General features: G+C 65.1%; 12 protein-coding genes. 4 read left to right on the top strand and 8 right to left on the bottom strand.

Annotated elements, in window-relative coordinates; all coding sequences use genetic code 11:
• Positions 1 to 10 precede the first annotated feature (10 nt).
• Positions 11 to 952, bottom strand: a complete 942-nt coding sequence (locus ACX40P_RS11605; protein ID WP_459126494.1) for an alpha/beta hydrolase — start codon at positions 950 to 952, stop codon at positions 11 to 13.
• Between the two features lie 25 nt (positions 953 to 977).
• On the bottom strand, positions 978 to 2,207 hold the full coding sequence (locus ACX40P_RS11600; RefSeq protein ID WP_459126493.1) for a rhamnogalacturonan acetylesterase: 1,230 nt from the start codon (positions 2,205 to 2,207) through the stop codon (positions 978 to 980).
• 151 nt (positions 2,208 to 2,358) lie between these two features.
• Between ACX40P_RS11600 and lldD the strand changes: the two genes are divergently transcribed.
• Positions 2,359 to 3,510, top strand: a complete 1,152-nt coding sequence (lldD, locus tag ACX40P_RS11595; RefSeq protein WP_459126492.1) for an FMN-dependent L-lactate dehydrogenase LldD — start codon at positions 2,359 to 2,361, stop codon at positions 3,508 to 3,510.
• A gap of 13 nt (positions 3,511 to 3,523) precedes the next feature.
• Here the strand turns inward: lldD and ACX40P_RS11590 are convergent, their stop codons facing one another.
• The 6 genes from ACX40P_RS11590 to rhmD all read right to left on the bottom strand — a co-directional run bounded on the left by ACX40P_RS11590 (position 3,524) and on the right by rhmD (position 11,552).
• On the bottom strand, positions 3,524 to 3,910 hold the full coding sequence (locus ACX40P_RS11590; protein ID WP_459126491.1) for a DUF6491 family protein: 387 nt from the start codon (positions 3,908 to 3,910) through the stop codon (positions 3,524 to 3,526).
• 73 nt (positions 3,911 to 3,983) lie between these two features.
• The gene (locus ACX40P_RS11585) at positions 3,984 to 7,664 is read right to left on the bottom strand and encodes a TonB-dependent receptor (protein WP_459126490.1); all 3,681 of its coding nucleotides are present in this window, start codon (positions 7,662 to 7,664) and stop codon (positions 3,984 to 3,986) included.
• 142 nt (positions 7,665 to 7,806) lie between these two features.
• Entirely contained in the window at positions 7,807 to 8,709 is a 903-nt protein-coding gene (locus ACX40P_RS11580) for an amidohydrolase family protein (RefSeq protein WP_459126489.1), read from the bottom strand.
• Positions 8,710 to 8,733: 24 nt separating this feature from the next.
• Entirely contained in the window at positions 8,734 to 9,492 is a 759-nt protein-coding gene (locus ACX40P_RS11575; RefSeq protein WP_459126488.1) for an SDR family NAD(P)-dependent oxidoreductase, read from the bottom strand.
• Complete coding sequence (locus ACX40P_RS11570) at positions 9,489 to 10,346, bottom strand: fumarylacetoacetate hydrolase family protein (protein WP_459126487.1); 858 nt, start codon at positions 10,344 to 10,346, stop codon at positions 9,489 to 9,491. The genes ACX40P_RS11575 and ACX40P_RS11570 overlap by 4 nt, the downstream gene beginning before the upstream one ends.
• 12 nt (positions 10,347 to 10,358) lie before the next feature.
• Positions 10,359 to 11,552 carry an L-rhamnonate dehydratase gene (rhmD, locus tag ACX40P_RS11565; RefSeq protein ID WP_459126486.1) on the bottom strand — a complete coding sequence of 398 codons (1,194 nt, stop codon included), beginning with the start codon at positions 11,550 to 11,552 and terminating at the stop codon, positions 10,359 to 10,361.
• A gap of 193 nt (positions 11,553 to 11,745) precedes the next feature.
• Here rhmD and ACX40P_RS11560 point away from each other — a divergent pair, with 193 nt between their 5' ends.
• The 3 genes from ACX40P_RS11560 to ACX40P_RS11550 all read left to right on the top strand — a co-directional run bounded on the left by ACX40P_RS11560 (position 11,746) and on the right by ACX40P_RS11550 (position 14,335).
• On the top strand, positions 11,746 to 12,576 hold the full coding sequence (locus ACX40P_RS11560) for an IclR family transcriptional regulator (protein ID WP_459126485.1): 831 nt from the start codon (positions 11,746 to 11,748) through the stop codon (positions 12,574 to 12,576).
• A gap of 152 nt (positions 12,577 to 12,728) precedes the next feature.
• Entirely contained in the window at positions 12,729 to 13,493 is a 765-nt protein-coding gene (locus tag ACX40P_RS11555; protein WP_459126484.1) for an SDR family NAD(P)-dependent oxidoreductase, read from the top strand.
• Positions 13,490 to 14,335 (top strand): rhamnogalacturonan acetylesterase, encoded by an 846-nt coding sequence (locus tag ACX40P_RS11550; RefSeq protein ID WP_459126483.1) that lies wholly within the window; start codon positions 13,490 to 13,492, stop codon positions 14,333 to 14,335. The genes ACX40P_RS11555 and ACX40P_RS11550 overlap by 4 nt, the downstream gene beginning before the upstream one ends.
• The last annotated feature ends 83 nt before the right edge of the window (positions 14,336 to 14,418 follow it).

The raw sequence follows: 14,418 nt of genomic DNA, 5'->3' as shown, positions 1-14,418 counted from the left end.
GCCGCGCCGGTCAAGCTTGGCGGTCCGGCATCCCGTGGTCGCCCGCGAAGCCCAGGAACAGGTCGAGCCACGGCACCGGCGTCCCGTCCCGCCGCGGTGCGGGCAGGCCATGGCCGCCACGTTCGAACATGTGCAACTCGGTCGGCACCTTCGCGGCGATCAGCGCACCGTGGATCAGCAGCGCGTTGGCGGGCGGCACGCTGCCGTCATCGGCGTTGGTCGCGACGAACGTCGGCGGCGTGTCGGCCGGCAGGTCGAGCTGCGCCGACCAGCGTCGCTGCGCGACCGGATCGGCAACCGCCTTGCCCAGCAACTCCGTGCGCGACGGCGAGTGCACGCTTTCGTTCAGCATGGTGATGACCGGGAAGAACAGCCCGGCAACGAGCGGTCGCGCCGGCTGGCCGTCGATGGCGTCGACCGGGTCATAGGTCTTCAGCGCCGACCGCGTTGCCAGCCGCGCGGCGAGATGCCCGCCCGCCGAAAAACCGATCGCGGCGACCTTCGCCGGATCGATCGGCCAGCGCTTACCCGCACCGGCCCGAATAATCCGCATCGCGCGCTGCGCATCCTGCAACGGCGCGTCAGGCCCCGCCGCCCAGCCGTCGTGCGGCAGACGATACAACAATTCGAACACCGTGAAGCCGCGCGCCGCGATCTGCCGCGATATGTCGCCCGGCTCCCGCCGCGTCGCGATCCGTTTGTAGCCTCCACCGGGGATCAGCAGCACCGCGGCGCCGTTCGATTTCGCCGGTCGCGCGATGGTCAGCATCGGCGTGCCGACACTGGTCCACGCCGTATCGCCCGGTGTCGCGGATCGCTGGATCACCACGTCGGCGATCGCCTTACCCGGCTCGCCCGGCGGACGGCCGGGCCAGATCGGAAACCGCTCCGATGCAGGCGCCGCGCTCGTCGCCACCTGCGCCGCCGCCCTGCCCGCCAGAGCCGCGCTCATTGATGCGGCCAGCATCGTCCTGCGATCAATTGCCATCGGGGCGCCTTTCACTGCTGATCCCGCTCGGCGCGAGTATGAAGCGCGCCGGATCGGGTGGGGAGGCGGGGTCGAACCGGCCGAGATCGCTCTTCAGATGCGCGGCCAGCGGCAGGCGCGCGTCGGCGATACCCTGCGCGATCGCGCGCGCCAGCACCCATGCGCCATAGTTATTGTGATGCGTCGCATCCTTGCCGCCGTCGTTGAACGCCAGCGGCGCGCGGTCCTTGCCCAGCGCTTCGTAGATGCGGATCGTCGCGGCGTTCAGGTCGATCACCGGCACGCCCGTCTCCGTGCCCACGGCGCGGACGGCGGCGGCATAGTCCGCCAGCGTCGGTCGGATGCGGCCTTCCGCCGTCCAGTTGCGGCGTTCGGGCGAGGTCACCAGGATCGGCGTCACGCCGCGCCGCCGGAATTCGTCGATGAACACGCGCAGATAGCTGCGATAGGTGCTGTCCGCGGCGACATAGGTTTGCGGCCAGTTGGCCTTCTGGTCGTTGTGCCCGAACTGGATCAGCGCGACATCGCCCGGCTTTACGCTTTCCAACACCTTGGCGAAGCGCTTCTCGGCGATGAAGGACTTCATCGTCTCACCCGACTCGGCGTGGTTGGCGACCGCGACATCGTCCTTCATGAACGCGGTGAGCATCTGGCCCCAGCTTGCGGCCGGCTCGGCTTGCTGGTCGGTCACCGTGGAGTCGCCGAGCAGGAAGACAGTCGGCACGGTGACCGGCTCGATCGCGACTGCGGTCACGCCGGGCCGCGGGCCGACGAACTCCAGCGTCAGCCGGTCGTCCCACGTAAAGCTGTCGCGTTCCCGCGGCTTCAGCTCGACCAGCGAGGCACCCGGCGCATTGGCGGCGGGCGGCGCGATGGCGGCGTCTCGGATGTTGACGATGAAGCTGCGGGTGACGCTGCGCCCCGCCGGCACCTTGACCGCATCGAGCATCAGCCGCCGCGCCTCCGCCTTGACGGTCGTGTCCGTGGCGACGCGCGGCAGACCGAGCGTCACCGTCACCCGGTAATTGCCCGGCGCCGCGCGGACCGAGAACAGCCCCGGCGCCCGCGCCTCGAAGCCGAAGTCGCCGTCATACGCGCGCCCCGCCGCCACCGGCGTCGCGCCGTCGGCCTTCGCGCCCTCGAAATTGAAGCGCCGCACCTGCGCCGCCGCGGGATCGGTCAGCGTCGCAATCGCCAGAATGGCCATGATCCACCGCATCCTCATCCTCTCCCGATTATGCCCGCACGACTATCCTGCGCGCCAGCGCGTGACAATATCGAAATATGGGAACGTGTCTCGTATAGCGTAACAGCTTGACAGCGCGGCAGGCGAGCGCGACGGCTCGGGCAAAAGCCCATGGGGACCGAGCATGAAGGCCGCATCCGTCATCGACTATCGCGAGCGCGCCCGCGCCCGCCTGCCCAAGTTCCTGTTCGAATACATCGACGGCGGCTCCTATGCCGAGGTGACGCTGCGCCGGAACATCGCGGATCTCGAGGCGGTGGCGCTGCGTCAGCGCGTGCTGCGCGACGTGTCGAAGATCGACCTGACCACCAACCTGTTCGGCCAGGACATGGCGATGCCGGTTGCCCTCGCCCCGATCGGCCTCGCCGGCATGAACGCGCGTCGTGGCGAGTGCCAGGCGGTGCGCTCGGCGGATAGGGCCGGCATTCCCTTTACGCTCTCGACCGTCTCGGCCTGCGATCTCGACGAGGTCGCCCGCGCCGCCGCCCGCCCCTTCTGGTTCCAGCTCTACATGGTCCGCGACCGCGACTTCATGCGCGATCTGCTGGCGAAGGCATCGGCAATCGGTTGCCCGACGTTGATGTTCACCGTCGACATGCCGGTGCCGGGATCACGCTACCGCGACTATCGTTCGGGGCTGGCCGGGGCGCCGGGCTGGCGCGGATCGCTGCGGCGCACGGCGCAGGCGGTGATGCGCCCGCGCTGGGCGTGGGACGTCGGCGTCCACGGTCGCCCGCATGCGCTGGGCAACGTCGCGCCGGTGCTCGGGCCGAACACGGGGCTCGAGGATTTCTTCGCCTGGATGCGCGACAATTTCGAACCGCGCGTCAACTGGGACGACATCGCCTGGATCCGTTCGCAATGGGCCGGCAAGATCGTTATCAAGGGCATCCTCGACGCCGATGACGCGGTGCTGGCGGCCGACGCCGGAGCGGACGGCATCGTCGTGTCGAACCACGGGGGGCGTCAGCTCGACGGCACGCTGTCGAGCGCCCGCGCCCTCCCGCCGATCGCCGCGGCGGTGGGCGATCGCCTGACCGTGCTGGCCGATGGCGGCATCCGGTCGGGGCTGGATGTGGTGAGGATGCTGGCGTTGGGGGCGAAGGGCGTTTTGCTCGGCCGCGCCTGGGCTTATGCGCTGGCGGCGGGCGGAGAGGCCGCGATCGACCATATGCTGTCACTGATCCGCGCGGAAATGACGGTCGCGATGGCGCTGACCGGCACGACGCGCATCGCCGACATCGGTACGCACATCGTCCACCGGCTGGACGACTGAAGCCGCACAGCAGCTAGGGCCGCGGTTTCCTCTTCAGTCCGATGACCGGTGCCGCCTCGGCGTCACTGAGGCGCCGGATGTTGCGCACCAGGCAGCTGCGCGATCCGCTGCCGGGAAACGGCACGATCAGTTCGGCCGGACGCCCGGCGCAGATCCGCTGCCCGCCCCGCGCGCGAATGCCGATCTGCAGCGCATAATCGATGTTCGGGCACCCCGGCCCGACCGTCAACTCCCAGACGGCTTGGCTGCCGATCCGCACCAGTGCCCTGTCGCGTCCACCATCGCTGAACCCGCTGACCTGCGACGGCCAGAAGCAGGTGTCGGCCCGCTTGGCCTGCCCACCGGCGGATGATCCGACGAGCGTCACGGCGCTGACAGCAAGGATGGCGAACATGCGCATTGATGGTCTCCCACTCCCAAACGAAAAGGGGCGCCCCAACGGAGCGCCCCTTCCCATCGATCGTCAAGCCCGATTACCGCCCGAACTGCAGACGCGCCCCGAGCAGGATACGGCGACCGCCGTACAGTAACCGCATCACACGTGGAGTGCCGTCGGCGAAGTTGATGTACTTCCCGGTCGAAATGGTCTGCGCTTCCCGGGCCACGTTGCGGCCTTCGACGTAGACCTGGAAGCTGCGGGTCACGTTCCACGATGCCTTGGCATCGATAAACTCGCTGCCGTCGAAATACCGCGCGACGCCGGGATTATAACCAGGCGCCACAAGCCGTACGTTGGTCCACTGCTCGCCTGGATAGTTGATGTCGGTCGTGTTGCCGCCGCAAGGCGTGACACAGGTGAAGCGTGAGGTTCGTTTCTGATACGCAACGCGGAAGTTGAACGTGCCGTCATCATACCACAGCGAGGTGTTCAGATAGTACTTCGACTCATCCGGCGGCGGAAGGATGTCTCCGCTGTTCGGATCCTGTTGTCCGCTGGTCGTCGAAGACGATAGGATCGACAGGTTCGCATCGACGCCCGTGTGACGTAGTAGCCACGGCAACGACGTAAACGCCGTCTTGACCGAAAACTCCCAAATATCGCGCTTGTACCCTGGCCCGTTACCATAGGTCGGGAAGGTAAATTCCAGTTCCGAGAGCGGACGCCCCGTGATGGGATCGGTCTGCGCACTACCCTCGAATGGGCGGGTCGTCGCGGTGGCATTGATCGGTGCACCGATCTTCACATCCAGCTTGCCGTAGGTGACGGAAAAGAGAGTGTCAGCGTTCGGATACCATTCCAGACTGGCGTTGTAATTCCATGCCGTGAACGGCTTCAGCCCTGGGTTGCCGACGCGACCGGTGCAGCTGAAGTCGTCGGCATCCGCCGCATTGCCCAGCCGCTCGTCACCCACGGTGCAGGTTCCGCCAGGAATCAGCTGGTTCATGCTAACCGGCGCGATTGTCTTGCCACCGTACAGGCGGAGCACAAGACGCTCGTTAAATCCCCATAGGTTGAAGTTGACCGTCGGCAAGATGTCTTTTGTCGACGAGTCCAACGTCACCGGTTGACTGAACGCCTGCGTCGTGATGCCGTTCGGGTTGGTCGGGTCCAACTCGTTGAACGATCCAGTCTTGCGGATCACCTGGATCGTCTGCAGCCCCGAGCCTTTGACGTCACGGATCACCGCGCGAACGCCGAAATTGCCGTTTATGAGCAAGCCCAGCGGCATGGCCTGTTCGAAATCAGCCATCGCGTACAGATTCTTGATTGTCTCGTTTGCGCGCGTGACCGGCTGATCATACACCTTCCCGTCACTTCCGGTGCAGCGGATGAGGCAGTCGAAGTTCATGAACTGCGACGCGCCCAGTTGGGAAAACAGCTCATCGGTTCGGATGCCCTGCCATGCGTTGGGAAGGTTTCCGCGGTTCGGCAAGTCACCGAAATATTCCGAGTCGCTCGGCTCCAGCGTGCTGGAGAACAGATCACGCAATTGCTGCGGGGTCAGCGTGTCCAGACCGGAGCGCACGTTCGCGGGGTTGGTAAAAGGTACGAAGCCATAGTTGCAAGACAGCCCGCCCACCGCCTGCGACCCCGCGGTCGGCTGGCACGCCCGGTAATTACCGCGCACGATCGCAGTTGGCACGATCACCGCGGGGACATAGTCCGACTGTCCGAACGTACCACGCGCGGCGCTGACGGTGTATCCGCCATTGTTCCAGCGACGCACATCGTTCTTGCGGAACATCGCACCCACCTTGAAGCGGGTGAAGAACGGAAGTTCGTCGAACGTTTTGTAAGCCACATCCAGCTTCGCGATCTTCTCCGTCGAGATGCCTAGTGCAGGCGTATACTGTACCGAGAAGCTAGGCGTCACCAGCGGCAGTTGCGACACGAGGTACTGTTGCGTGGCCGGTCCGTTCGGGCTCGCGGCCACCGCAAGCTGGCCGACGCACGTGGCCGGGTTTGTGCCGAGGGATACGCACGCCGGAGCGTTTAATTGAACGTAATTCGACGGGTTGGTCTCATCATATCCCGCAGGTACCTGAATGTCCCAGAGGCCGTTTTTCTGCAACGAGAGTGTTGCGTCACCGTAGGTATAGGACCGATTGGTTCGCATATCGCCACGGCTAGTCTGGGCGCGAGTGATGCCGCCCCACAGGTCGATTTCCAGCCGATCGCTGCGCCACTCGGCTCCGGCCTGTGCGTATGCGGTTTCCGTGTCGATTTTGTTCTCGATCTGATCGATGTTCACCGAATTATTGGTGGTCGTCAGCTGCGTAACATTGTGATTTGCGTCGACGACGACACTACCGGGACGAATGTTCAGCACGTTGCCGAGGACGGCGTTGTTGCCGACGTTGTTCAGACCATATTGCGGATCGAACAGGTAGTAGCCGTTGGCATTGGCATCCGCCGACAGAATGCGTGTCCGCGGATATCCTGTCGTCGATACCGTGGAATATGCAGACGGGTTGACGTTGAACAGCGTGACCGGGGTGCGGCTGCGGTTTTGATCGTGGACCTTACGATCCGCGCGCGTTCCTTTCACGTAGACGGTCAGGTTATCGGTCACGCGATAATCGAACCGCGCGTCGACCGAGTAGCGCTCGTCGGTCTGTGTGTTCATGAAATTGCGGATCAGCGAAGGCGTGTAGTCATTCCACTGGTTGAGGCAGGTCTGCTGCTCAAGGATGCGTTGCGCACGCTGTGCTGTCCCCGCGGTAGCATTGTTGGGGAACAACGTCAGGCACTCCGCCTTGCTCTTAGCCCCGGCCGATGTCGTGACCAGCTTTCGTGGCGTCATCGGCGTGCCATCCGGGCCGAGCAGGACGGTCGTTCCGCTCATGAACGGGGCGTCTGCCAAATCGGTGCCAACCGTAGCGGGATTGAAAGCGAACGTCTTCTCCGGTGAGTTATCGAAATCATAGAGACGCGAATAATTGCGGTTGTTGCTTGTCGTGTTCTCGAAACCGTGACCGTTGTTCTGGATCTTTGAATACGTTCCGCTAACGATTACACCCAGCCGGTCGTTCAGAAAACGGCGCGCAGTCACCAAGTTGAAGTCCGGCGTCCAGTCTTTACCCAACGAGTTCTGCTGAGCGCCCCCCCGGATCGAGAAATAGGGCTTCTTGAAATCCAGACCGCTGCGGGTCTTGATCTGAATACCACCGCCCAGCGAGCCTTCGGTCTGGTCCGCGGTCGAACCCTTAACGACGTCGACACTCTTGATCAGTTCCGCTGGCAACTCGCGCAAGTCGGACCCACGGCCGCTGGCGCCGGCGATCGCCAGAGCATTAGTACTTTGAACACCGATCCCGTCGAGTTCGACGCGGGTCAGATCAGGACCGTTGCCGCGTACCGCGATGCTTTCGCCTTCGCCGAATTCGTTGCGACCCAGCGCCACGCCCGGGATGCGCGAGATCGCTTCGTTGACGTTGCGGTCGGGGAAAGAACCGATGTCGTCGGCGACGAGCGAGTCGGTTGCGGTCGCAGCGTTCTTCTTGCGGTTGTTCGCCGACTGCTGGCTGGCGCGCGAGCCGACGACCAGGATTTCCTGGCTGGCCTGCGCGTCATCCTGGATCACGCTGTTCGGATCCGGGGCGGCGCCGGAGGTCTGTGCGTTGGCGGCGGTCGCAGTGAACGCGAGTGCGAGGCCAAGCGTCATCCACGACGTAGTGGCGGCGACGCGGCGGCGCGAGTTGGTCTGACCCATCATATCCTCCCAGGTGCGTGATCTCGGCAACTCGAGGCCCCCGCCCCGTGTCGCTCGCTTTTCAATATGTAGAACAATATTGCAGACGTTGAGATTTCTTGTCAACGGCGTGACATAGTTTCGCGACAATTTTTTTGTCGTACTATAACCGAATATCCAAGCGATATAGTCGGTTAGCGTTACCAGCAAACAGCGAACGCTTGTCCGACGCAGTCAGGTCGAACACGATCGCGGCGTAAGAATCGAGATGCTCAGTGAAGCTCCCGAACAGCTTGTCGGTCGGGAAATCGCTCGCGAACATCGCGCGGTCGGTGCCGAACAGATCGATCGCCTCCAACACATAGGCCCGCGCCTGATCGATCGACCACGGCCGGTGGGTGAAGCCCAGTCCCGACAGCTTCGTCGCGACGTTGGGCAGCCGCGCCAGCGCCGCCATGCCGGTGCGCCACGCGTCCCACTCCCCCGGCACGGCCATGCCGGTGTGATTGAGGATGACCTGCGTGTCGGGGTGCCGCTCGATCAGTTGTGCGAGGTGCGGAAACTGCCCGGGATAGGCCTGCAGGTCGAAGCTGAGGCCGTATTTCGACAGCAACGCGAAGCCGCGCGCCCACGCCGGGTCCAGCGTCACGTCGCTTGGTGAATAAGTGCGGCGCGGATCGGCATGCCAGTTGACGATGTGGCGGATGCCGCGGACGTTCGGTCGTGCCGCGTGGGCGGCCAGCAGCGTCTCGACGTCCGGATCGGTGAGGTCGGCGAAGGCGACGATCGCGCTCGGCAGCAGCCGCGCATCGGCCATGCCCTGCAGCCAATCGGTTTCCCGCAAGGCATCGTCCGGATGCGCACCGGCATCGACATGCACGATCCCGCGCACGTCCCAGCCGGCGGCATCCGCCAGATAGTCGTCGAGGCCATAATCGCGCGCGATCGGCTCGACGCTGCCGTTCGGCCCGTCATCGGCGAACGGCGGCGTCAGCCAGGGATAGCGGATGTGCGAAAGATCCCAAAGATGCACATGCGCATCGATGAAAGGCAGGTCGCGTGCCATCCGAGTCTCCCCCGCCCCCCCGCGTCAGTAGGTCGTGCGCCCGCCCGACGTGTCGAAGGTCGATGCGGTGGTGAAACTGCACTCCTCGCTCGCCATAAAGCAGACCATCGCGGCGCTTTCCTGCACCTCGCCCAGCCGGCCCATCGGGATCTTGGAGCGCATATAGTCGACCTGGCTCTGCGGCAGCTGCGCCAGGATCGGGCTCTCGAACGTCGCCGGGGTCAGCGCATTGGCGATGACGCCCTTGCCTGCGACTTCCTTGCCGAGCGACTTGGTAAAGCCGATCACGCCCGCCTTCGTCGCCGAATAGGCCGAGGCGTTGGGATTGCCTTCCTTGCCCGCGACCGACGCCACGTTGACGATGCGGCCGTAGCCTCGCTCCAGCATGTGGGGCAGAACCGCGCGGTTGCAGTAGAACAGACCGTTCAGGTTGACCGCGACGGTCGTCAGCCAGCCGTCGATCGGGAATTCATGCACCGGCACGGTCGGCCCGGTGATGCCGGCCGAACAGACGAGGATATCGACCTGCCCCAGCGCCGCGAGGCTGTCGCGCGCCGCCGCCTCGACCGCCGCAGCGTCCGACACATCGACGTTGACGCCGTGCGCCCCGCCCAGTTCGCCGCGCGCGGTTTCCAGCGCGCCGTTCAGATCCCAGAGCGACACCCGGCCACCCTCGGCCACGATGCGTTCGGCGACCGCGCGGCCGAGGCCCGAGGCGCCACCGGTGATGATCGCCGTCCGCCCGGCGAACCTGCCCGCATAGGGGGTCGTCGAGGCGGTCACTTCGCGGCATCCCATGCGACGAAGTCCTGGCGCTGTGCCCCGAGCTTCTCGATGCCCAGCTCGACGACGTCGCCGGCCTTCAGATACCAGGGCTCGGGCTTCTGGCCGAGACCGACGCCCGGAGGTGTACCGGTGGTGATGATGTCGCCGGGCAGCAGCGTCATGATCTGCGAGAGATACGACACGATCTGCGCGACGGTGAAGATCATCGTCTTCGTGTTGCCGTCCTGGACCTTCTTGCCGTTGACCGACAGCCACATGCCGAGGCTCTGAACGTCGCCGACCTCGTCCTTGGTGACCATCCACGGACCGACCGGACCGAAGGTGGGGAAGCCCTTGCCCTTGTCCCACGTCATGCCGCGCTCGGTCTGCCAGTGGCGCTCCGAGACGTCGTTGACGACGCAATAACCGGCGACGTGATCGAGGGCGGCGCCCTCGTCGATGTTGTGCGCGGCGGTACCGATGACGATGCCCAGCTCGACTTCCCAATCGGTCTTCTTCGAATCCTTCGGGATCCGCACCTGATCGTTCGGACCCTGGATGCAGCTGACCCACTTGTTGAACACGACCGGCTCTTCGGGGATCGGCAGGTTCGATTCATGCGCGTGATCGACGTAGTTCAGGCCGATCGCAACGAACTGGCGCGTGCCGGCAACGCATGGACCATAGCGCGGCGTGCCGTCGACCCGCTGCAACGTCTCCGGATCGATCGCCGACAGGTTGGCGAGCGTGTCGGGCGACAGCGCATGGGCATCGACGTCGGCGACATAGTTGCTGATGTCGCGGATGCGACCATCGGCATCGATCAGGCCGGGCTTTTCCTGGCCGGCGGCGCCGTAGCGGCAGAGCTTCATCTGACTGGTTCCTCAGTGCGTGTAGGGGCGGTGCATGTCGAGCGAGCGGTTCAGCTCGACGCCGAAGCCGGGGTTGTCGAGTGCGGAGGCGCGCAGGCGGCCGTTCTGCGGCACGGGCTCGCCGATCAGCTGCGGATGGAACATCGGCACGACTTCGGTCGGTCCCGGATGCATCATCAGGAATTCCGCGAACGGCGAATTGTGCCGCGTGATGACGAAGTGATAGCTGTAGACGGATGAGCCGTGCGGTACGACCAGCTTGCCGCGCGCATCGGCCAGCGCACTGATCTTCAGCAGTTCGGTCACGCCACCGCACCAGCCCACATCGGGCTGGATGATGTCGCAGCAGTCCATCTCCAGCAACATGCGGAAGCCCCAGCGGGTCGCCTCATGCTCGCCGGTGGTGACCAGCATGCCCTTTGGCACGTTGCGCTTCAGTTCGGCATAGCCCCAATAATCGTCGGGGCTGATCGCCTCCTCGATCCACTTCAGGCCGTGTTCGTGCGCGGCGATGGCCAGACGAGTCGCATAGTCGACGTCGAGCGCCATCCAGCAATCCCACATCAGCCAGAAGTCCGGCCCGACGCGCGAGCGCATCTCGGCCAGTTCGGCGATGTTCTTCTTCAGACCCTCGATGCCCTCCGCTGGGCCGTGATGCAGCGGCATCTTGCCGCCGATGAAGCCCAGTTCCTTGGCGACGTCAGGCCGTGCGCCGGTGGCGTAGAATTGCAGCTCGTCGCGCACCGCGCCGCCCAGCATGTGATAGACCGGCTCCTGCCGCAGCTTGCCGAGCAGATCCCACAGCGCGAGATCGACGCCCGACAGCGCGTTCACCACCAGCCCCTTGCGACCGTAATACTGCGTCGAGAAGTACATCTGATCCCAGATCTTCTCATACTCGGTCGGGTCGCGCCCTTCGAGGAAGCGGGCGAGATGCTTCTCGACGATGTAGCAGGCGGGCTCGCCGCCGGTGGTGACCGCGAAGCCGATCGTGCCGTCCTCCGCCTCGATCTCGACGACCAGCGTACCCAACACGTTGATACCGAAGCTCTGGCGCGACTGGCGATATTCGGGATAGCGGCTCATCGGCGTGGCGATGTGATCGTCGATCCAGTGGCCGTCGCCCTGATCGTGATAATCCGCCCCGCCGCCACGCACCGTATAGGCACGGACGTGCTTGATCCTGCTCAGCTTGGCAACACTCACGCGATCCGCTCCCCTGCCGGTGACGCCGCTCACGCGTCCCGTGATATATGATAAGACTAGTCAAAGCCGTACCATTATATGATACGCTGTTGCCAGATCATGTTGATAAATGACATCCGACGTCCGTCGGCGAGTAATCGGCGCCCCTCCTTGCCGCTTTACTTTCTCAATTTATGGGATAGGGTATTACGAGATGAGACGCAACACGTCAAACGACAATTCCAGCGGGGAAGAGGGTGAGGCGCCGGCCAAGGCGACGGGCAGCCAGACGCTGCTGCGCGGCCTCGACATGCTGGACAAGGTCGTCGACGGCCCCGTCAAACTGGCCGAACTGTCGCAGCGGATGGAGCTGACGCGCTCGACCACCCACCGTCTCGCCAACGCACTCATCACGCGCGGATTCCTGACGCACCTGCCGCGCGACGGCTATACGCTGGGGCCCAAGCTGATCCAGCTCGGCTTCCTCGCGCAGAGCCAGGGCGACGTCGTCCAGATCGCGCGTCCGCGCATGGAGGAACTGGCCGCGACGACGGAGGACACCGTCCACCTCGGGCGCCTCGACAACGATCAGGCGCTGTACCTCGACAAGATTCCCGGCCGCCGCCGCGTCGAAATTTCCAGCCGGATCGGCGATCGTCAGCCACTGACCTCGACCGGGCTCGGCAAGGCGTTGCTGATCGACGGGACGGAGGCGGAATGGGATCGCCTGTTCGTCGACGACCAGTCGCACGGCGCCCCACGCGCGGACCGCGAAACCTGGTTCGAACGGATGCGCGGCTATGCGAAGGCCGGCCACGCCTATGACCTCGAAGAGAACGAGGATCTGATCCGCTGCGTCGCCGCGCCGATCCGCGACGTGTCTGGCCGCATCGTCGCCGCGATCAGCGTGTCGAGCGCCGCGCAGTATATGGACGACGACCGCATGGGCGAGATGAGCCTGCAGGTCCGCGCCACCGCGCAGGCGATCAGCAGCGATCTCGGCTGGAGCCCCGACGTGCGCCCGCCGAGCCGCGCGCGGCGATGACATATATTCGACCGTTCGTCGTGAGTAGCCATTGAGCCTGTCGAAATGGCGTATCGAAGGACTGCCACCACTACTTCGATACGGGTCTTCGACTTGGCTCAGCCCCTACTCAGCACGAACGGAATATTTGGTAAGTACAGGAGTGTGACTTGGTGAAGCTGCTGCAAGGAAAGTCCGTGCTGGTCACGGGCGGATCGACCGGGATCGGGCGCGCCGCCGCGATCGGCGCCGCGCGCGCCGGGGCCGATGTCGCGATCAACTATCGCAGCAGCGCCGCCGAGGCCGAATCCTGCGTCGCCGAGATCGAGGCCGCGGGCGGTCGCGGTCTGGCCGTGCAGGGCGATGTCGCCGATCCTGCAGTCGCCGCCGATTTCGTCGCAAAGGCGGTCGCGGCGTTCGGCAAGGTCGATGTGATGGTCAGCAACGCCGGCATCTGCCCGTTCCACAGCTTCCTCGACATGCCGGTCGAGACCGTACAGCGCACGATGAACGTCAACCTGCTCGGCGGTTATTTCATGTGCCAGGCGGCGGCGCGCCAGATGGTCGAGCAGGGCCATGGCGGCGCGATCGTCGCGGTGTCGTCGATCTCCGCCCTCGTCGGCGGCGAGTATCAGACGCATTACACGCCGACGAAGGCAGGCCTGCATTCGCTGATGCAGTCGGCCGCGATCGCGCTCGGCCGCCACGGCATCCGTTGCAATTCGGTGCTGCCCGGCACGATCCTGACCGAGATCAACAAGGACGACCTCGCCGACCTCGACAAGCGCAAGCGGATGGAGGATCGCATTCCGCTCGGCCGGCTGGGCGAAGCCGACGATCTGGCCGGGCCGATCGTCTTCCTCGCGTCCGACATGGCGTCCTATGTCACCGGCGCCGCGCTGCTGGTCGACGGCGGCGCGTTCGTGAACCTGCAATGAGGGCGCTGATCGCCGCCGCGGCGCTGGTCGCAGCGCCGACCGCATTGGCGCAGGTCGCGCCAGACCCCGCGCCGACGCCGACCGTGGCCCCGGTGTCGGCGCCGGCCTATCCCGCCACGCGCATCCTGATCGCGAGCGATTCGACGGCGATGACCTATGGCGCGGAGCGTTATCCGCAGCTCGGCTGGGGACAGATGCTCACCTGCGGCCTTCAGCCCGGAACCGACGTCATCAACCGTGCGATCGGCGGACGCAGCACGAAGAGCTTCATCGCCGAGGGCCGCTGGGACCGGCTGATGGCCGAAAGCCGGCCGGGCGATACCGTGCTGATCCAGTTCGGGCACAACGACGCCAGCAGCAACCGTCCCGAACGCTTCGCTCCCGCCGCGACGCTGTATCGCGACAATCTGCTGCGCATGATCTGGGAAGCCAAGGGGCGCGGTCTGACCCCGGTGCTGGTCACCCCGCCCGCCCGCCGATCCTTTCAGAACGGCCATCCGAAAGCGGATTTTGCGGCCTATAGCGCGGTGATGCGCGATCTGGTCGCGTCGACCGGTGTGCCGGTGCTCGACCTCGAAGGCCGTTCGCTGGCGTTGCTCGATACGACGGGCGAGACGAAGTCGCGCGAATTCTACCTGCACCTGACGCCGGCCGACAAAGCGCCCGGCTTTCCGAACGGCATCGACGACGACACACATTTCAGCGAACTCGGCGCACGGCGGCTGGCCGATCTCGTCGCGGCCGAACTGAAAGGTGCGAAGCTACCGGTGTCCGATCGCGTGCTCGCCGACCGGCCCGACCTGACCCGCAAGACACCGCTGGGCGTCGCACGCTGCCGCTGAACAGCGCTGCGCCGATCTACCATTCCGCCGCGATGAACGCCGCCGCCCCAAGCAACGGCACAGTTGCGCGCGGTGCCATTCCG

Source organism: Sphingomonas sp. RS2018, from assembly GCF_054489605.1.
This window is presented reverse-complemented; position numbering and strand designations above follow the sequence as displayed.